The sequence below is a fragment of the Microbacterium gilvum genome (assembly GCF_039543865.1).
Taxonomy (GTDB): Bacteria; Actinomycetota; Actinomycetes; order Actinomycetales; family Microbacteriaceae; genus Microbacterium; species Microbacterium gilvum.
On sequence record NZ_BAABKO010000002.1, the window covers coordinates 488,820 to 507,303 of the forward strand.

At 71.4% G+C, this 18,484-nt stretch carries 18 protein-coding genes; 10 read left to right on the plus strand and 8 right to left on the minus strand.

Annotation, left to right across the window (positions count from 1 at the left end; all coding sequences use genetic code 11):
- The first annotated feature begins 131 nt into the window (after positions 1 to 131).
- The 7 genes from ABD998_RS08115 (at position 132) to aroQ (ending at position 6,540) form a co-directional block, all read left to right on the plus strand.
- Complete coding sequence (locus tag ABD998_RS08115) at positions 132 to 1,241, plus strand: ThiF family adenylyltransferase (RefSeq protein ID WP_345437858.1); 1,110 nt, start codon at positions 132 to 134, stop codon at positions 1,239 to 1,241.
- Between the two features lie 63 nt (positions 1,242 to 1,304).
- Positions 1,305 to 2,567, plus strand: a complete 1,263-nt coding sequence (locus ABD998_RS08120) for a sensor histidine kinase (RefSeq protein ID WP_345437860.1) — start codon at positions 1,305 to 1,307, stop codon at positions 2,565 to 2,567.
- Positions 2,555 to 3,232, plus strand: a complete 678-nt coding sequence (locus ABD998_RS08125; protein WP_345437862.1) for a response regulator transcription factor — start codon at positions 2,555 to 2,557, stop codon at positions 3,230 to 3,232. The genes ABD998_RS08120 and ABD998_RS08125 overlap by 13 nt, the downstream gene beginning before the upstream one ends.
- Positions 3,229 to 4,116 carry a hypothetical protein gene (locus tag ABD998_RS08130; protein ID WP_345437864.1) on the plus strand — a complete coding sequence of 296 codons (888 nt, stop codon included), beginning with the start codon at positions 3,229 to 3,231 and terminating at the stop codon, positions 4,114 to 4,116. Before ABD998_RS08125 ends, ABD998_RS08130 begins: the two co-directional genes overlap by 4 nt.
- Before the next feature lie 70 nt (positions 4,117 to 4,186).
- The gene (locus ABD998_RS08135; RefSeq protein WP_345437866.1) at positions 4,187 to 5,656 is read left to right on the plus strand and encodes a threonine/serine exporter family protein; all 1,470 of its coding nucleotides are present in this window, start codon (positions 4,187 to 4,189) and stop codon (positions 5,654 to 5,656) included.
- Positions 5,657 to 5,665: 9 nt separating this feature from the next.
- Positions 5,666 to 6,085, plus strand: coding sequence for an NUDIX hydrolase (locus tag ABD998_RS08140; RefSeq protein WP_345437868.1), 420 nt, complete (start codon positions 5,666 to 5,668; stop codon positions 6,083 to 6,085).
- Entirely contained in the window at positions 6,082 to 6,540 is a 459-nt protein-coding gene (gene aroQ, locus ABD998_RS08145) for a type II 3-dehydroquinate dehydratase (RefSeq protein WP_345437870.1), read from the plus strand. The genes ABD998_RS08140 and aroQ overlap by 4 nt, the downstream gene beginning before the upstream one ends.
- Before the next feature lie 52 nt (positions 6,541 to 6,592).
- On the opposite strand, the gene ABD998_RS08150 is transcribed toward aroQ, so the two are convergent.
- Together ABD998_RS08150 and ABD998_RS08155 are read right to left on the minus strand one after the other, a co-directional pair.
- Positions 6,593 to 7,096 carry an aminoacyl-tRNA deacylase gene (locus ABD998_RS08150; RefSeq protein WP_345437872.1) on the minus strand — a complete coding sequence of 168 codons (504 nt, stop codon included), beginning with the start codon at positions 7,094 to 7,096 and terminating at the stop codon, positions 6,593 to 6,595.
- A gap of 126 nt (positions 7,097 to 7,222) precedes the next feature.
- Positions 7,223 to 7,753: a DNA helicase gene (locus tag ABD998_RS08155; RefSeq protein ID WP_345437874.1), complete on the minus strand. Its 531-nt coding sequence runs from the start codon at positions 7,751 to 7,753 to the stop codon at positions 7,223 to 7,225.
- Between the two features lie 97 nt (positions 7,754 to 7,850).
- Between ABD998_RS08155 and ABD998_RS08160 the strand changes: the two genes are divergently transcribed.
- The 3 genes from ABD998_RS08160 (at position 7,851) to ABD998_RS08170 (ending at position 10,296) form a co-directional block, all read left to right on the plus strand.
- Positions 7,851 to 8,408, plus strand: coding sequence for a peptidylprolyl isomerase (locus ABD998_RS08160; RefSeq protein WP_345437876.1), 558 nt, complete (start codon positions 7,851 to 7,853; stop codon positions 8,406 to 8,408).
- A gap of 13 nt (positions 8,409 to 8,421) precedes the next feature.
- Positions 8,422 to 9,318: a rhomboid family intramembrane serine protease gene (locus tag ABD998_RS08165; RefSeq protein WP_345437878.1), complete on the plus strand. Its 897-nt coding sequence runs from the start codon at positions 8,422 to 8,424 to the stop codon at positions 9,316 to 9,318.
- Between the two features lie 336 nt (positions 9,319 to 9,654).
- Positions 9,655 to 10,296: a hypothetical protein gene (locus ABD998_RS08170; protein WP_345437880.1), complete on the plus strand. Its 642-nt coding sequence runs from the start codon at positions 9,655 to 9,657 to the stop codon at positions 10,294 to 10,296.
- Between the two features lie 63 nt (positions 10,297 to 10,359).
- Here ABD998_RS08170 and ABD998_RS08175 read toward each other — a convergent pair whose 3' ends face one another.
- Genes ABD998_RS08175 through ABD998_RS08200 form a run of 6 tightly spaced genes read right to left on the minus strand, consistent with a single transcriptional unit; the run spans position 10,360 to position 18,480 of the window.
- On the minus strand, positions 10,360 to 10,596 hold the full coding sequence (locus tag ABD998_RS08175; RefSeq protein WP_345437882.1) for a cell division protein CrgA: 237 nt from the start codon (positions 10,594 to 10,596) through the stop codon (positions 10,360 to 10,362).
- Positions 10,597 to 10,638: 42 nt separating this feature from the next.
- On the minus strand, positions 10,639 to 12,414 hold the full coding sequence (pknB, locus tag ABD998_RS08180; RefSeq protein WP_345437884.1) for a Stk1 family PASTA domain-containing Ser/Thr kinase: 1,776 nt from the start codon (positions 12,412 to 12,414) through the stop codon (positions 10,639 to 10,641).
- Positions 12,415 to 12,465: 51 nt separating this feature from the next.
- On the minus strand, positions 12,466 to 14,301 hold the full coding sequence (locus ABD998_RS08185) for a serine/threonine protein kinase (RefSeq protein WP_345437886.1): 1,836 nt from the start codon (positions 14,299 to 14,301) through the stop codon (positions 12,466 to 12,468).
- Positions 14,298 to 15,764, minus strand: coding sequence for a peptidoglycan D,D-transpeptidase FtsI family protein (locus ABD998_RS08190; RefSeq protein ID WP_345437888.1), 1,467 nt, complete (start codon positions 15,762 to 15,764; stop codon positions 14,298 to 14,300). Before ABD998_RS08190 ends, ABD998_RS08185 begins: the two co-directional genes overlap by 4 nt.
- Positions 15,761 to 17,134 (minus strand): FtsW/RodA/SpoVE family cell cycle protein, encoded by a 1,374-nt coding sequence (locus tag ABD998_RS08195; RefSeq protein ID WP_345437890.1) that lies wholly within the window; start codon positions 17,132 to 17,134, stop codon positions 15,761 to 15,763. The genes ABD998_RS08190 and ABD998_RS08195 overlap by 4 nt, the downstream gene beginning before the upstream one ends.
- Entirely contained in the window at positions 17,131 to 18,480 is a 1,350-nt protein-coding gene (locus tag ABD998_RS08200) for a PP2C family protein-serine/threonine phosphatase (RefSeq protein ID WP_345437892.1), read from the minus strand. The genes ABD998_RS08195 and ABD998_RS08200 overlap by 4 nt, the downstream gene beginning before the upstream one ends.
- Positions 18,481 to 18,484: the final 4 nt, after the last annotated feature.

Genomic DNA, 18,484 nt, shown 5'->3' on the forward strand with positions numbered 1-18,484 from the left:
ACGGCCATCCGTTCTCGCGCGATCCGGTGTCCTCTCGGCAAACGGATATCCCTTTGCCGAGAGGACAGGGGAATGGCCGCAATTAGGTGCGCGCTGGGCGATCGGATGGCCTTTCGAGAGGAGGAGGCGGCATGAGCCTGCCCGCTCTCGTCGCACCCGGTCCGCCGCTCACCGCGGCGCAGCGCGAACGCTATGCCCGGCAGACGATGCTGCCGGGGATGGGCGAGGTGGCGCAGCGGCGGCTCCTCGCCGCGCGCGTGCTCGTCGTGGGGGCGGGCGGCCTCGGCGCCCCTGCCCTCCTCGGCCTCGCGGCCGCCGGCGTCGGCACGCTCGGTGTCATCGACGCCGACACCGTGGAGGTGTCGAACCTGCAGCGCCAGCTTCTCCACGGCGTCCGAGACGTCGGCCGTCGCAAGGTCGACTCGGCGCGCGAGGCGATCCAGGCGATCGACCCCTCCGTCGTCGTCGAGACGCACCCGGAGCGGTTCACCGCGGCGAATGCCGCCGCGATGCTCGCCCGCTACGACCTCGTCGTCGACGGATCCGACAACTTCGCCACGCGACTCCTCGTGGACGACGAGGCGGAGCGTGCGGGGATCCCCGTCGTCTGGGGATCCGTGATCCGGTACGAGGGGCAGGTGAGCGTGTTCTGGGCTGCCCGCGGCGTGCGGTTCCGCGACCTCTACCCGGATGTGCCCGACGACGCGCCGGACTGCGCGACGGCCGGCGTGCTCGGCCCGCTCTGCGCGCTCGTGGGCGCGCAGCTCGCCGCCGAGGCGATCAAGCTCGTCACGGGAGTCGGGCGGACCCTGCTCGGGAGGGTCGTCGTGATCGACGCGCTCACGGCGGGATGGCGGGAGGTCTCCCTGCGCGCGGAGGAGCCGGCGCCTTCTCCCGCGCTCGTCACCGCCGCCGCATTGCGCGCTGCGCTCGATTCCGCCCGCCCGCCCCTCGTGATCGACGTACGCGCGCCCTCCGAACCGGGAGCCGTGCCGACAGCGGTGCGCTGGGAGCTCGACGCGATCGAGGCGGGGCAGGACGAGCCGTCCGCCGTCGCGGACGCGCTCGCCGCGGAGCGCGAGATCGTCGTCCACTGCGCGGCGGGCATCCGCTCGGCGACGGCCGCCGGCATCCTCGCCCGCCGGCACCCCGGCCATCCGGTCGGCTCGCTCGCGGGGGGCATCGCGGCGTGGAACGCGCTGCACGACGCCTCGAGGTCGGTGTGCGCGGTTTCGGGATAACCCGAACCACGCCTCCGGAATCCCCCGCTGTCCGGTGGACGCCCCCGCCCTAGCGTGGAGGACATGACCGCACAGCTCACCGCGCCGACGCCCGTCCGGACGTCGTCGCCGCTCCGCGTCGCCGGGGCCGTCGTCCATCTCGCGGCGCTCGGCTTCCTCGGCGCCCTCGCCTTCTCGGCCCTCACCGGCCTCCTCGGCTTCGGCGTCGGGCTGCTCTTCTTCCTCGGGTTCGGCCTCGTCCTGCTCGTCGGCTTCGTCTACGCGCTGTTCGGCGTCGCGTGGCTCGAGACGGCCCGCGTCGAGGGCCTGTACGGGTTCGGGATCCCGCCGCTGCGCTGGCGCGAGCGCGTCGCCCCCGGCTTCGGCGGATGGCTCCGCACGCTCCTGCGGCAGGTGGTCGACGGCCGTCAGTGGCGCGCGATCGCGAACCTCGCGATCGCGACCCTCCTCGGCGCCATCGTCATCGCGCTCTTCCGCGCCGCCGTCTGGAGCGTCGTGCTCGCGTTCGCGCCGCTCTTCGCCGACGACACCGTGCGCGGCTTCCTCGGGCTCGAGATCGCCGTCGCCTGGGCGCCCGTCGCCGGCGTCGTCGGCCTCATCGTGTCGCTCGCCGGCATCGTCGGTCTCGCGCTCCTGCACGGCGTGCTGAGCCGCGCCATCGTCGTGCCGTCCCGCGAAGAGCAGCTGGTCGCGCAGGTGCGCACATCCGACGCGCAGCGCGCCGGCGCCGTGCGGGCATCCGAGGTGGAGCGCACGCGCATCGAGCGCGACCTCCACGACGGCGTGCAGCCCCGCCTCGTGTCGGTGGGCATGACGCTCGGCCTCGCGCAGCAGAAGATCGACAGCGATCCTGCCGCGGCGAAGGCGCTCGTCGCGGAGGCGCACACCTCCACGAAGGCCGCGATCACCGAGCTCCGCCAGCTGGCCCGCGGCATCCACGCGTCGGTCCTCGACGACCGCGGTCTCGACGCCGCCCTGTCGGCCCTCGCCGGTCGCTCCCACATCCCCGTGCACCTCGACGTGCGCATCGACGGCCGGTGCAGCCGGGAGGCGGAGGCCGCCGTGTACTTCGCCATCGCGGAGTCGCTCACGAACGCCGCGAAGCACTCGCGCGCGGCGGAGTGCCGGGTCGTCGTCCGTCGGCGCGACGACGGCAGCCTCTGGGCGCGCGTCGAGGACAACGGCGTCGGCGGCGCCCGCGTCATCCCCGGCGGCGGCCTCGACGGCATCTCCAACCGCATCCTGTCGGCGGGCGGGACCGTCCGCCTCGACAGCCCGAACGGCGGCCCGACCGCCCTGGAGGTGAGCGTCCCGTGCGCATCCTGATCTGCGAGGACTCCGTCCTCCTCCGCGAGGGCCTCGTGCGCCTCCTCGAGGACGCCGGGCACGAGATCGCCGCGGCGCTCCCCGATGCCGGCGAGCTCGCCGAGACGGTCGCGGCGGCGTCTCCCGACCTGTGTATCCTCGACGTGCGCCTCCCTCCCACCTTCACCGACGAGGGCATCCGCGCCGCGCTCGACCTGCGCCGCACGCACCCCGAGCTCGCGGTGCTCGTGCTCTCGCAGTACGTCGAGGAGCGCTACGCGAGCGACCTCATCGCCGCGCAGGGCGCCGCGCTCGGCTACCTGCTGAAGGACCGCGTCGCGGACGTGGCCGACTTCCTCGAGTCGGTCGATCGCATCGCCCAGGGCGCGACGGTGCTCGACCCCGAGGTCGTCGCGCAGCTCCTCAGCCGGCGCATCCGCGACGAGCGCATGACGCGGCTCACCGAGCGCGAGCGCCAGACGCTCGCGCTCATCGCGGAGGGCAAGTCGAACCACGCGATCGCCGCGGTGCTGTTCGTCTCCGAGGCGAGCGTCGAGAAGTACGTCACCGCCATCTTCCAGAAGCTCGGCCTCGAGCCGGACGAATCGGGCAACCGCCGCGTGCTCGCGGCCCTCGCCCACATCGAGAACGCCGGCGGCTCGCCGCAGACAGGAACGACACGATGAGCACTCCCACCCCGCAGAACATCCCTCCCCGTCTGCCGGCACCGGAGCAGCCCGCGCCGCAGCAGTCCGCGCCGCAGGCCGCATCGTCGGCGCCGAAGGCCGTCGCGATCGTCACGGCCGTCGTCGGCGGCCTCGCCCTCCTGGGGACCGCCGCCGGCATCGGCGTCTCGGCGATCGTGGGAGGATCCGCCTCCGACGACGTGCAGACCGCCGACGTCTCCGGCGTCACCGCTCTCGAGATCGACTCGACGGCCTCGTCGTTCTCGATCGTCTACGGCGACGTCGACGACGCCGTGCTCGAGGTCGCCGATTCCCAGGGCGGATGGCGCCTCGCGCGCGACGAGGACGAGCTGCGCGTCGAGCGCCGCGACTTCGGAGGGTGGTGGCTCGGCGGCGACTGGTTCGACGGCGACGTCTTCGAGTCGGACGAGACGGTCGTGCTCACGCTGCCCGAGCGGCTGCGCGACGCGGGCCTCGACGCCGACCTGCGGCTGTCGAGCGGGTCCCTCTCCGCAGATGGCGTGTTCGGCGAGGTCGACGTCGAGGTGGCGGCCGGCTTCCTCAGCCTGCAGGGCGCGGCGCGCGCCGTCGACGTCGACCTGAGCGCCGGGCGGGCAGAGGTGGCGCTCGCCGATGTGCGCGAGGCCGACCTCCGCGTCGCCGCCGGTCGTCTCGACGCCGAGCTGACCGGCGAGGCCCCGTCGGAGGTGTCGGTCGAGGTGAGCGCCGGCCATCTCGACCTCGTGCTCCCCGCTGCCTCGTACGCGGTCGAGTCGGAGGTCACCGCCGGCACGTTCGACAACGGCCTCGAGGAGTCGTCCTCCTCGCCCCGCGAGGTGTCGGTCGCCGTCACCGCCGGCGAGGCGCGCCTGCGCAGCGAGTAGCGCCGACGGAGGACGGGCTCCGGGCGGGTGCCGCACCCACCCGGAGCCCGCCATCGGCGAGGATGGATCCATGGTGCAGGACCGGAGACGGCGGGTGATCGAGAGCGTCCGGCGGGCGGTGTGGTCGGATCCCGCCACGGCGGCGCCGACCGAGCTGCTCGCTGTCGTCGACGACGCCATGGCGGTGCGCATCATCGACCTCGCCATGCGCATCGCGGAGGTCATGCTCTCGGTCGGCGCCTCCGCGAAGGAGGTCGTCCTCGCGGCGCTGCGCATCACGCGTGCGTACGGCCTGAAGAGCGTGCACGTGGACGTGACGTACAACTCGGTGACGGTGTCCGACCACCGCGGAGGGGACGACCGGCCCATCACGCTCATGCAGGTGGTGCGGTCGGCCGTGCCCGACCATGCGAAGCTGCAGCGGCTGCAGGCACTCGTCACCGAGATCGAGGAGGGCCTCGAGCTCTCCGACGCCCGCGCCCGGTTCCGGGCCATCCGCCGCACGCCGTTCCTCTACCAGCCCAGCGTCGTCGTGTTCGTCCAGGCGATGCTCGCGGTCGGCGTCGGCCTCATGTTCGGCGCGTCCTGGACCATCCTCGCCGTGACGTTCGTCGCCGCGCTCGGAGTGGCGGGCGCGCAGCTCGGGCTCGCACGGCTGCGGGTCCCCATGTTCTTCAGCCAGATCGTCGGGGCGTTCGTGCTCACGGCGATCACGGTCGCGACGGCGCTCCTCGGACGCATCGGCGTGCAGGCCTTCGCCGATGTGCGCCCCACCATCGTCGTCTCCTCCGGCATCGTCCTCATGCTCGCGGGGCTCGCCGTCGTGGGCGCCGCGCAGGACGCGATCGACGGCTTCGCCCTCACGGCAGGAGGGCGCATCCTCGAGCTCACCCTGCAGACGCTCGGCGTCGTGCTCGGCATCGTCGTCGGCCTGCAGCTCTCGACGGCGCTGGGCGTGGGGATGGACCTGCCGAGCGAGGCGCTCCCGTTCGGCACGCTCGCGGGGCAGATCTCCGGCGCGGTCATCGTCGCCGTGACGGTCGCCGTCATGAACGGGGCGGGGCTGCGGATCGTCCTCGTGAGCGCCGGCCTCGGCTTCATCGCGTGGATCGGCTACGCCGTGCCGGCGCAGGCCGGGGTCGACGCCGCCTCCGCGAGCTTCGTGGGGGCGTTCGCCGCGAGCCTCGTGGGCGGTCTCATCGCGCAGCCGCTGCGGGTGCCGTCCGTCGCCGTCACGACCGCCGCGATCGTGCCGCTCGTGCCGGGGTCGGCGCTCTTCCGGGGGCTCCTGGGGATGGTGGAGGCGGGAGGCGACACGGGCGAGCTCATCATCGCGACGCAGGGCCTCGTGTCGGCGGCCATGATCGGCGTCGCGCTCGCCGCGGGCGCGACCCTCGGCCTCTTCGTCGGCTCCCCGCTGCGCACGACGCTCGGCGGCGTGCGGATGCGCGTGCGCACGACGGCGCGCCCGCGCGCGGCGGCGGGCACGGGGGTGCTCGTGCCGGTGCCGCCCCGTGGCGACGACGGCTCCGGTCACTAGGCTGACGTCATGGACCTGCGAGTCGCCGCCTACGCCGTCATCGTCGACGACGACGAGCGCGTGCTGCTGTCGCGCTGGATCGAGGGCGCGAAGCCTGCCTGGACGCTCCCGGGCGGCGGCATGGATCCGGGGGAGCACCCCGAGCGCACGTGCCGGCGCGAGGTGAAGGAGGAGACCGGCTACGACGTCGCGGTCGGCGAGATCCTCGGCGTCGACTCGATCGTCATCCCGGCGCGCCGCCGCCTCTCGGGAACGGGCGACCAGCAGGGGCTCCGCATCGTGTACCGCGCCGAGATCACGGGCGGCTCGCTCGCCTACGAGATCGACGGCTCCACCGACATGGCCGAATGGATCCCCCTCTCCCGGGTGCGATCGATCGAGCGGGTCTCGCTCGTCGACGTCGGGCTGCGGATGGCGGGGCTCGTATGACCGGAAGGACCGCCGTGAACGACCGCCTCCTGCTCGTCAACGGACCGAACCTCAACCTGCTCGGCACGCGCGAGCCCGAGATCTACGGCTCCGACACCCTCGACGACGTCGTGGCGCTCGTCGAGGGCGCGGCGGCCGCCCGCGGGTTCGCCGTGCGCGCCGTGCAGAGCAATCACGAGGGCGTGCTCATCGACGCCATCCACGCCGCACGGGCCGACTGCGACGCCGTCGTCATCAACCCGGGGGCGTTCACGCACACCTCCGTCGCGCTTCGCGACGCCCTCACGGGCGTGCAGCTGCCGTTCGCCGAGGTGCACATCTCGAACGTGCACGCGCGCGAGCCGTTCCGGCACCACTCGTACCTGTCCGATGTCGCGAGCTGCGTCATCGTGGGCGCGGGGGTGCAGGGATACGGCTTCGCGGTCGACCGCCTGGCGACGATCCTCGGGCGCTGATCCCGGCGCGGGTTCCCAGCCGGCCGTCCGGGCTTCAGCGGGCCGTCCGGGGTCAGCGGATGGCGTCGATCGGCTCCGTGATGTCGGCGACGGTCGCCCCGTAGGCGGCGACGAGCGCCTCCGCCTCGACGTAGAGCGTGTACCCGTGCGCGCCGGCTCCCATCGAGACGCGCCTGCCGAGGATGCGCTCGTCGGCGTACACCGGCCAGTCGGTCGTCGAGCCGAGCGGCACGATCGTGCCCCGCTCGTATCCCGTCGCCGCGAGGGCGAGCGGCGCTTCCGGCAGGCGCAGCTTGTTGACGCCCACGACGCTCCGCAGCTTGCCCCACGAGATCGACCGGTCGCCCGGGACGAGGGCGAAGTAGTACTGCTCGCCCTTGCCCTTCACGACGAGCGTCTTCACGATGTCGGATGGCTCGATGCCGCGCAGCGCCGCCGCCTCCTCCAGGGAGGACGCCCGCGGCGACGCCTGCACGTCGATCTCGAGTCCGCGCTCGGCCGCCGCCTCCCGCACGCGCCTGGTCGCCTCCGCCGTGCTGCCGCCGCTGTCCGTCATCCGCTCATCCTCTCCGACGGGTCCCCTGAACGCGCAAAAGGACATCCGTTCATCGAAACCGCATCGGATATCGTGCAATTCCCTGCGGTCTCGACGAACGGATGTCCGTTGGCCGAGAAGGGACGGTCAGGCGTCGGGCGCCGCGAGCGGGTCGTCGGCCACCCACAGCTCGTCGTCGGCGCGCAGGGTCTGCCACGCGGCGTAGAGCACGCCGGCGGCGGCCGCGATGCCGAGGATGAGCGCGATGACGGGGCCGGCGCTCGACGACTTCTTGGGAGCGACGGCGGGGAGGCCGGCGCGCGAGCGCGCGAGCTTGAGGCGCGTCTCGTTGGCGACGTCCCAGGCGGAGAGGGCCTTGCCGACGACGGCGCCCGCGACGGGGACGACCGAGCTGTCGACGAACTTCCTCGACGCCTTCACGCCCTTGTCGACGTACGGCCGCGCCTTGTCGACGTACGGCTCGACGTACTCGTGGTAGCCGCCCTCGACGGCGGGCGCGACCTGCTTGCGGCCGAAGACCTCGAGCTGGCGCCCGGCCTCTCGCGCGACGTCGGCTGCGCCATGGGCGACGACCTGCTGCGCCTCCCAGAGCTGCGCCGCGGACTGCTGGAGCTTCTTGAGCTCCTTCTTCTGCTTCCTGCTGAGATCGAGGCTCACGTGTGCCCTCCCGCGTCGATGGGGTCTGCTTTCGACCATCCTGCCAGATCGACTTCGCGATCAGCCCGGGTCTTGCGGACTCTGAGAGAATGTGCCCATGACTCAGCACACCGCCGTCGCGACCATCCACACGAACCACGGCGACATCGTCGTCAACCTCTTCGGCGACCACGCACCCAAGACGGTGCAGAACTTCATCGGCCTGGCAGACGGCTCGGCCGACTGGACCGACCCGCGCACGGGTGCGGCGGGCGAGGGCCCGCTCTACAAGGACGTCATCTTCCACCGCATCATCGGCAACTTCATGATCCAGGGCGGCGACCCGCTCGGGCAGGGCGTCGGCGGCCCCGGCTACACGTTCGACGACGAGATCCACCCCGAGCTCGCCTTCGGCACCCCCTACCTCCTCGCCATGGCGAACGCCGGCAAGCGCCCCAACGCGATCACGGGCCAGCTGAGCGGCACCAACGGCTCGCAGTTCTTCATCACGACTGTTCCCACCCCGCACCTCAACGGCAAGCACACGATCTTCGGAGAGGTCGCCGACGATGCGTCGAAGGCCGTCGTCGACGCCATCGAGGGTGTGCCCACCGGGCGCGGCGACCGCCCCGTCGACGACGTCGTCATCACGTCGATCGACGTCGTCGCCGTCTGACACCGCCGACAGCGTGACGACGGCCGACCGCCCCCGCAACGCCGACGACTACTGCTACCGGCACCCGTCGCGGCAGAGCTTCGTGCTCTGCCAGCGATGCCTGCGCACGATCTGCGCCGAGTGCCAGACGCAGGGCCCCGTCGGCGTCATCTGCCCGGAGTGCATGAAGGAGCAGCGCAAGAACCGCACGACGGCGCAGAAGCGCGCCGAGCGGCGCTGGCGCGGGGGCGGGGCGGTCGCCGTCGCGGGCGGCCGCCCGCGCGTCATGGGATGGATCGCGGGCCTCACGGCGGCCGTCTTCCTCCTGCAGATGGTCCAGCGGTACGCGCTGCCCGCGTTCGACGTCACGGGCTCGCTCATGTTCTTCGCGCCGTACCTGTACCCGCAGTTCGGCGCCTTCGAGCCGTGGCGCATCGTCACGGTCGCGCTCGTCCACGGGCAGATCTGGCACATCGGCCTCAACCTGCTGTCGCTGTGGATGATCGCGCGCGTCCTCGAGCCCGTCGTCGGCAGCTGGCGATTCCTCGCCCTCTACGTGCTGTCGACCATCGGCGGGTCCGCGGCCGTGGCCGTCCTCGCGTTCGACAGCGCGGTCGTGGGCGCGTCGGGTGCGCTCTTCGGACTCCTCGGCGCCCTGCTCGTCATCGGCCGCCGTCTCGGGGGCGACATCCGGGGCATCCTCGTCGTGCTCGGCATCAACCTGGTGCTCGGGTTCGTCCCCGGCTTCAACGTCTCCTGGCAGGCGCACGTGGGCGGTCTCGTCACCGGTCTCGTCGTGGGGCTCGTGCTCGCGCGGACGAGCGGGCGCGACCAGCGGGGTCTCCAGATCGGCCTGCTCGTCCTCGTGCTCGTCGGCCTCCTCGCACTCTTCGCCGTGCCGCCGCTGCTGGGGTTCCCCGTCTTCACTTGACCCGTCTTCACCTGACCCGTTCTCAACGGAGTCGGGTTCCGGGTTATCCACAATCCCTCCACAGGGTGGGAGGGTTTGTCCACGGTTAACCTCCCGTTCTCCACCGGCCGTCCACGGCGTTCTCCACCGCGAAACGGCACTTCTCCACCGGGTTATCCACAGGCTTATCCACATTGGGGATGAATTACACGACTGTTATTCACAGGTGTGGGTCGTCCTGGGGATGAATCACACGGGTGTCATTCGACCGCCGTCCGCGGCGGCGCGGCGGTTCACCCCCTGATGGCGTCCATATGCGTGGCGTATGCTCGGCCTCGAATCGTGAAAGGACCCGCGATGACCGACGACATCCAGCGGCTGATGGCCGAGCCGGAGCCCGAGCGGCCGGCCTCGCGCCGTGATCGCTCCGGCCGTCGCGGCGCGGCCAAGCGGCGGCGCGGCGCATGGAACGCCGTCATCACCGTGTTCGGTGTGCTCCTGCTCGCGGGCGGTGTCGCGCTCGGCGCCGGCACCCTGTTCGCGCCGCAGGCGGTGGAGCAGGCGTACGGGACGATCAAGGTCGGCTTCGCCGAGAAGGTGCAGCAGGTCCAGGAGCAGGTCTTCGAGGAGCTTCCGACCGTGAAGCTCGGCGTCTCGGGCGGGCAGACCGAACTCGACTACTGCGATGGCACCTTCACCGAGATGCTGTCGTACGAGCGCGAGGGCGTCCCGCCCGTGTGGGCCGCCCACAACAACTGCGGCGGCGATGTCATCCTGCCGTGGGAGATCGGGCAGCGGATCCAGGTCGAGGGCGACGACACGGTGTACGAGATCGTCGACATCCGGTACACCTCGAAGATCTGGTCGTCGACGGCCGACCTCGTCGGCCTCGGCGGCGATCTCGCGCTGCAGTCGTGCTTCTACGGCGAGGACCGCATGAAGTTCATCGGGCTCGAGGCCGTCGACGACCAGGGGTCGACGACCGCCTCCGACCGCTGACCCGCCGCGACACGACGAAGCCCGCCTCCTCGGAGGCGGGCTTCGTCGTGAACGGGAGCGGCGTCAGCGCCACTGCGTGGTCATGAGGAATCCGATGAAGGCGATCCCGAACCCGATGACGAGGTTCCACGCGCCGATGTCCGGGATGGGGAAGGCCATGCCGGAGAGGTAGAAGACGAGGATCCACACCAGGCCGATGAGCATGAACGCCACCATGACCGGCTTGAACCAGACGGGGTTCGGACCCTTCGTGCTCTCGCTGCGCTCGACGGGTTCGTCGCCCTGGGATGCTCGTGCCATGTCCGCGATTCTACAGGGGCGCCGCGGGCGCTCCGAACCGGGTCAGTTCGCCTCGGTCGACACGGTCGTCGTCGGGCTCGGGGTGGGCGACGGCGTCGCCTCCTCGCCCGTGCACACGCGCAGCGAGATCGTCGACGAGATCGGGACCGATCCGATCGCCGACTGCGAGATGACGCCCGGCTGCGTGCAGTTCGGGTCCTCGACGACCTTGGGGGTGAGCCCCAGGCTCTCCACGGCGCTCTGGGCGGCGGTGAGCGAGAACCCGGTGAGGTCGTCGAGCTTCACCCGGCCCGTCGCCACCTCGAGGTCGACGGCGGTGCCGGCCGGCAGCTCGTCTCCCTCGTCGAGCTCGTCGGTGCCCGCGTGCGCGGCGAGGACGGTGTCCTCCGCGCTCTCGGCGTCGTCCACCGGCAGGATGGCGCCCAGCGCGAGCCCGGCGTCGGAGAGGGCGGCACGCGCCTCCGACTCGGTGAGACCCACGAGCGCCGGCACGGAGGCGACCTCGGGTCCCTCCGACACGTGCACCTCGATCTCCTGATCCGGGGTCACCGCGACGCCGTCGGCGGGATCGGTGTCGACCACGACGCCCTCCTCGACCTCGGCGTTCGGCACGTCGACGCGCACCGGGACGAGGTCGTCGGCCTCGAGCTCCTGCACGGCGCGCTCCCACGTCATGCCCGCCACGTCGGGGACGACGCGCGCGTCCGCCGGGACGATGTTCCACGGCTGGATCCGTGCGACCCAGAACACGAGGGCGATGAGGAGGACGGCGATGAGGGCGACCGCCGACCAGATCCAGACGACGGGCGGGCCCGACTGCGTGCGCGACATCGTCGTGTCGCTCGCGAGCTGCTCGAGGGTGCGCGCGGTCTCCTGAGCCTGCCGGGGCGACGGGCCGAAGAGCTCGTTCGTCAGGGTGTCGAGCTGGCGCTTGGTCGGCGCCGGGCCGTCGAGCGCCGCGTCGAGCGCCTCGCGGAACCGCGCGGCGTCGGGGTAGCGCTGCTCGGGGTCCTTCGCGAGCGCGCGCAGCACGACGAGGTCGAGGCTGCGGGGAAGCGCGGGGTTCGCCGCCGTGGGGGGCGCCGGCGTCTCGCTGACGTGCTGGTAGGCGACGGCGACGGGGGAGTCCCCGCGGAACGGAGGGCGGCCCGTCAGCAGCTCGTACAGCACGATCCCCGCAGAGTAGAGGTCGGCGCGCGCGTCGACGGGGTCGCCCTTCGCCTGCTCGGGGGAGAAGTACGCGGCCGTGCCGAGGATGGCCGTCGTCTGCGCGACGGTCGACGAGGAGTCGGACACGGCGCGCGCGATGCCGAAGTCCATGACCTTGACCTGACCGGAGTCGGTCACCATGACGTTGCCCGGCTTGATGTCGCGGTGGATGACGCCCGCCCGGTGCGAGTACTCGAGCGCCTCGAGGATGCCGTCGACGTAGCGCACGGCCTCCTTCGGAGGCACCGGGCCGCGCGCCGCGATGTCCTTCAGGAGCGTTCCGGTGACGAGCTCCATGACGATGAACGGGACGGGGCGGGTGCCGCCGACGGAGTCGGTCTCGGAGTCCTCGCCGGCGTCGAAGACGCGCACGATCGAGGAGTGCGCCATCCGCGAGGCCGCCTGCGCCTCGAGCCGGAAGCGGGTGCGGAACGTGCTGTCGCTCGCGAGGTCCTTCTCGAGGACCTTGATGGCGACCTCTCGGCCGAGCTTCTCGTCGTATCCGCGGTAGACGCTCGCCATCCCGCCGCGGCCGATGAGATCGTCGACGCGATAGCGCTCGTTGAGCACGCGCTTCTCGTCCTGCACGGATGTCCCCCCTGATGACACGGACAGGTCAGCCTAGCCCGCGCCCCTGAACGTCGAGTCGCGAGCCAGGGCTCACTCCCCGGATGCTCCGTCCGACGACGAGGAGCCGTTGGCGGAGTTCCCGGAGTTCCCCGACGGCGTCTCGGTGGGCTCGGGGGTCTCCGGCGTCGACGACACGATCTGCGCCGTGGTGAGCGCCGACGGATCGGAGTCGCGCACGGTGCCGTCCTCGCCCTCGCACTGCGCGATGTAGCTCGCGCTGATGTAGCTTCCGAGACCGCCCGTCACGGTGAGGGCGGCGTCGGTCTCGCCGGGGAGGAAGTCGCGCGTCGTGCTGCCGTTGTCGGCGAACTGCGCGTTCTCGAGGGTGACCGAGTAGCCCGCGAGGCTCCCCGTCCCGCTCGGGCACGTGAAGGGCGGCCACGTGATCGTGAACGACGCGCCCTCGGGGATCTCGGTGGCGTTGGTCGTCGCGCCGTAGACGAACGTCGGCGAGCTGGGGGCGCCGACGGGCGTGACGGCGTCGTACACCGTGAGCGCGATGGCGGTGCCGACCGTCTGGTTGCCCTGCGGGCTCACCTCGTAGACGACGCCGACCTGATCGTCGGACGAGGCGGCGTTGCCGGGGGTGCAGCTGGGGACGAGGCCGGCTTCCGACAGGGTCGCCGTCGCCTGGTCGCACGTCTGGCCCACGAGCCCCAGCGCGCTGACGTCGACGGTCGTCGGCGTGGTCTGCGTCGGAGTCTGCGACGGCGAGGGCTCGCTCGACGGCGTCGACGCACTCGAGGTCGTCTCGACGGGGTCCGGCTCGTCCTGGTTGAGGAGCAGCGCGGCGACGGTTCCGCCGAGCACGAGCACGAGCAGCACGATGAGCGCGATGAGCGGCCACGTCCACGGGCTCTGCTTCTTCTTCTTCGGCGGCTCGCTCTCGGCGTCGTCGATGCCGTCGGCGCCGAACGGGATGGGGCGCGTCGCGTTCAGCAGCCGCGTCGTCTGGTCGTCGCCCGAACCCAGCAGCTGCGTGAACGCGTCGTCGGCGAGCGCGGCGCCCGCGGCGACAGCCGGCACGGCGGCGGCCGCCGCCGCGACATCGCCGCGGCGCAGGGCGTTGGCGGCGCGCGCGACGGCGGCCGACGACGCAGGCCGGTCATCCGGCTTCTTCGCGATCATCGCCATGACGAGGTTCTGCACCGGCTGGGGGATATCGGAGGGGAGCGGAGGCGGCTGCTCGTTGATCTGCGCCATCGCGATCGCGACCTGCGACTCCCCTGTGAACGGGCGCTTCCCGGCCAGGCACTCGTATGCGACGATGCCGAGCGAGTAGGTGTCGGTCGCGGGGCTCGCGGGATGGCCGGACGCCTGCTCGGGCGACAGGTACTGCACGGTGCCCATGACCTGCCCGGTCGCCGTGAGCGGCACCTGGTCGGCGATGCGGGCGATGCCGAAGTCGGTGATCTTCACGCGCCCGTCGGGTGTGATGAGCAGGTTGCCCGGCTTGATGTCGCGGTGCACGAGTCCCGCCGCGTGGGCGGCCTGCAGCGCGGCGGCCGTCTGAGCGGTGATGTCGAGCGTCCGCTCGGGCGGCAGGGCCCCCTCGCGCTCGAGGATGGTCGAGAGCGCCTCGCCCGGGACGAGCTCCATGACGAGGAAGGCCGAGCCGTTCTCCTCGCCGTAGTCGAACACGCTCGCGATGCCCTCGTGGTTGACGAGCGCGGCGTGGCGGGCCTCGGCGCGGAAGCGCTCGAGGAACCCGGGGTCGCCCATGTACTCGTCCTTGAGGATCTTGATCGCGACCGATCGTCCGATGACGTGGTCGGTCGCCTCCCACACCTCGCCCATGCCGCCGATGGCGATGCGCGAGTTCAGCTCGTAACGGCCCCCGAAGGAAACACCCCGTGTCGGTCTCATCGTCCCAGCACCGCCTCCATGACTTCCTTCGCGATGGGAGCCGCGATCGTGTTCCCGCTTCCCGACTGCCCCTGCCCGCCGCCGTCCTCGACGACGACGGCGACCGCGATCTGCGGGTCGTCCGCCGGCGCGAAGCCGGTGAACCAGAGCGTGTAGGGCTCGTCGGCGTCGCCTTCGGCGGTGCCGGTCTTCCCGGCCACGTCGACACCGTCAATTCTTGCATTGGTGGCGGCGCCATCCTGGACGCTCGCCGTCATCGCCTCGGTGAGGGCATCCGCGAGATCCGCGTCGAGCGCCGTGCCGAACTGCGTGGGGTCGTAGGTCTGCTGCACCGACAGGTCGGAGCCGATGACGTCGTCGACCATCCACGGGTTCATGACGACGCCGTCGTTCGCGATGCCCGCCGCCACCATCGCGATCTGCAGCGGCGTCGCGGTCACCTGCCCCTGTCCGAAGCCCGTGAGCCCCGTCTGCGCGTCGTCGCCGCCGAGACTCGGGTACGACGACGCCGTCGAGACGAGCGGCGTCTCGAAGCTCGTGTTGAACCCGTACTTCTCGGCCTCCTCGCGGATGGCGCCCTCGCCGAGCTCCACGGCCAGCTCGGCCATCGGCACGTTGCACGACAGCCGGATGGCGTCGTGCAGGGTGACCTCGTCGCCCGACCCGCACGTGCCGCCCGAGGCGTTGCTCACGACGTGCGTGGAGCCGGGGAGCGTGTAGGAGGCGACGTTGTCGAACGTGGAGTCCATCGTGTAGTCGCCCGACGCGATGGCGGCCGATGCCACGACGAGCTTGAACGTCGACCCGGGCGCGTACAGGTCGCCGGCGATGGCCCGGTTCTGCAGCGGCGACGGATCGGCCTGCAGGAAACCGTCGTAGCTCGTGTTCACCGCGTCGGAGTCGTGGCTCGCGAGCTGGTTCGTGTCGTAGCCGGGCGTCGAGACCATCGCGAGGATGCGCCCCGTGGACGGCTCGATCGCGACGACCGCGCCCGTGTACCCGCGGCTCGTGAGCCCGTCGTATGCGGCCTGCTGCACGGCGGCGTCGAGGCTCAGCTCGATGCTCGACCCGCGCGGGTCCTGCCCCGAGATGATCTGGTCGAGGCGCTGGAAGAACGCCGAGGCCGACTGGCCGGAGAGCTCCTGGTTCATGGCCTGCTCGAGGCCTGTCGCCGACTGCAGGACGGGGTTGATGTAGCCCGTGATCGTCGACCAGACGTCGGGGTTCTCGTACTGCCGCTGCCACGCGTAGATGTCGTCGCTCGCCGTCGACGTGGCGATCTCCGTGCCGTCGGCGATGATCGACCCGCGCTGCACCTCGAAGCTGTCGTACAGCGTGCGCCTGTTGAGCGGGTTCTCGTTGAGCTCGGGCGCCGAGACGACCTGGATCCAGCTCGTCGCGACGAACAGCGAGAGGAACATGAACAGCACCATGATGCCGAGCCTGCGCAGCTCCTTGGTCATCCGATCACCGCCCTGGGCTGCTGGCGCACCGCGTCGCTGATGCGCAGGATGAGGGCGACGATGAGCCAGTTCGACACGAGCGACGAACCTCCCGCCGCGAGGAAGGGGGTGGTGAGGCCCGTGAGCGGGATGACCCGCGTGACGCCGCCCACCATGATGAACACCTGCAGGGCGAGCGTGAACGACAGCGCCGTCGCGAGCAGCTTGCCGAAGTCGTCCTGCCCGAGCACGCCGATCCGCAGACCGCGGGCGGTGAAGACGAGGTAGAGGCAGAGGATGGCGAACAGGCCGACGAGGCCGATCTCCTCGCCGAGGCTCGGGAAGATGTAGTCGCTCTGCGAGACGGGCGTGAGGTAGGGGCGGCCCTGCCCGAGGCCGGTGCCGAACAGACCGCCGTGGGCGAGGCCGAAGATGCCGTTGACGAGCTGGAAGCTGCCGCCGTCGGTCGCGTCATAGAGCGACTCGTCGAAGGCGTTGAGCCAGGTGTCGAAGCGGTTCTGCACGTACGAGAGCACGAACGAGGCGCCCACGGCGCCGCCGACGGCGAGCACGACGCCCGTGAGCATCCATCCCGTCTTGCCCGTCGCGACGTACAGCGTCGTCGTGAACATGCCGAAGATGAGCAGGCCCGTCCCGAGGTCGCGCTGCAGCACGATGATCGCCATGGAGATGAGCCACACGACGATGAGCGGGCCGAACTCCCGTGCGCGGGGGAAGGTGAAGCCGAGGATCTTCGTGCCCGTCGACGCGAGGCTCTCGCGCGTGCGGACGAGGTAGCCGGCGAAGAAGATCGCGAGGCAGATCTTCGCGAGCTCGCCGGGCTGGAAGTTGAACCCGAACACGTTGATCCACACGACCGCGTTCCCGCCGCCGTTGAGGAACGGGACGAACGGCAGCACGAGGAGCAGGATGCCCGTGAAGCCGAAGACGTAGGTGTAGCGGAAGAGCACGCGGTAGTTCGCGAGCGACCAGACGAGCACGATGGCGAGAGCGATGGAGATCGCCGAGTAGGCGATCTGGCTCGGCGCCGCGATGCCGCGATCGACGGTCTCGTTGTACAGGTCGATCCGGTGGATCATGGCGATCCCGAGCCCCGACAGCAGGGTGGCGATCGGCAGCACGAAGGGATCGGCCTGCGATGCGCGGATCCGCAGCACGACGTGCAGCGCGAGCGCGAGCGTCGCGACCACGGCCATCCCCCCGAGGATGCCCGGACGCAGCTCGTCGACGGCGCCGAACTGCACGAGGACCACGGCCCCGGCGGAGAGCGCGAAGGCGAACAGCAGGAGCAGCAGCTCGCGGTTGCGCAGCGGCTGCGGCCGTCGGACCCGGCGGAGCGCCTTCTGGATCTGGGTGTCGGCGGCGGTCATCCCTCGCCCTCCGGGGTCGCGGTGGGGCTCGGGGTCGGAGTCGTCGTGGGCGCGGGCGTCGAGAGGTCCTCCGCCTCGTCCTCGGCGTCGTCGAGCGTCTCATCGACCTCGCCCGGCTCGAGCTGGTACGAACGCAGCCGCTCCACGATCGCCTCGGCGTCGGCGAGCGAGCGGGCCGAGATCGTGCGCTCGACCTGGGTGCGGTAGGCCTGCGGCAGGTCCGCGAGCAGCACGTCGGTGTCGTCGTGCACCTCGGAGAGCGAGATCGGGCCGAGCGACTGCTGGATGCCCTGGTAGATGACCACCGAGTCCTCGTCGGCGCCGACGTAGTAGCGCGTCTGCGTCCAGTTGAAGAAGAGGGCGAGACCCCCTGCCACGGCCGCGATGAGGAGGAGCAGCCCCCCGATGGCGCCGAGACGGCGTCGTCGGCGACGTCGCCTGTCCTCCGCGATGAGCTCCTGCAGGTACTCCGGCTCCGGCTCGAAGTGCGATGGCTCGTTCGCGGCGGCGCGGTTCGGGTGGAACCAGCTCGTGGGCAGCACGCTCCGGGCGGCCGGCACCTCGACGCCGCCCGTCGACGCCGACCCCACGATCGTGGGCGTGCCCGTGTAGAGCGGGTGCTGGCCGCCGACGTCGACGATGACGATCGTGACGTTGTCGGGTGCCCCGCCGTCGAGCGCGTTCTTCAGCAGGATGTCGGCGGTGCGGCCGGGCGCGTATCCCTGCCGCATGGCCTTCTCGATGTGCGCCTCGTCGACGACGCCGGAGAGGCCGTCCGAGCAGAGCAGCCAGCGGTCGCCCTCGTGGGTCGGCATGATGAACGAGTCGACCTCGGGATGGGCGTCCATGTCGCCCAGCACGCGCATGAGGACGGAGCGCCGCGGATGGTACCGGGCCTCCTCCGGCGTGATCCGCCCGGAGTCGACGAGCCGCTGCACGAAGGTGTGGTCGGTCGTGATCTGCGTGAGCTCGTCGTCGCGGAACAGGTAGATGCGCGAGTCGCCGATGTGCGCGATGACGGCGTAGTCGTCGACCATGACGATCGACGAGACGGTCGTGCCGAGGCCCGCGAGCTCGGGGCGCTTGGAGGCGATCTGGATGAGGTCGCCCGCCGTCGACGAGATCGTCGAGGTGAGGGCCCTTTCCGCCTCGGCGGGCGAGTCGTACACCTGGTCGAGCGGCGCGATCTTCTGGATGGCGACGGCCGAGGCGACGTCGCCGCCGGCGTGCCCGCCCATCCCGTCGGCGACGACGAACAGGTTCGACCCGGAGTAGCCGGAGTCCTGGTTGTTCGAGCGCACCTTCCCGGTGTGGGAGATGGCGGCGCTGGAGCCCGTGAAGACCATCGGC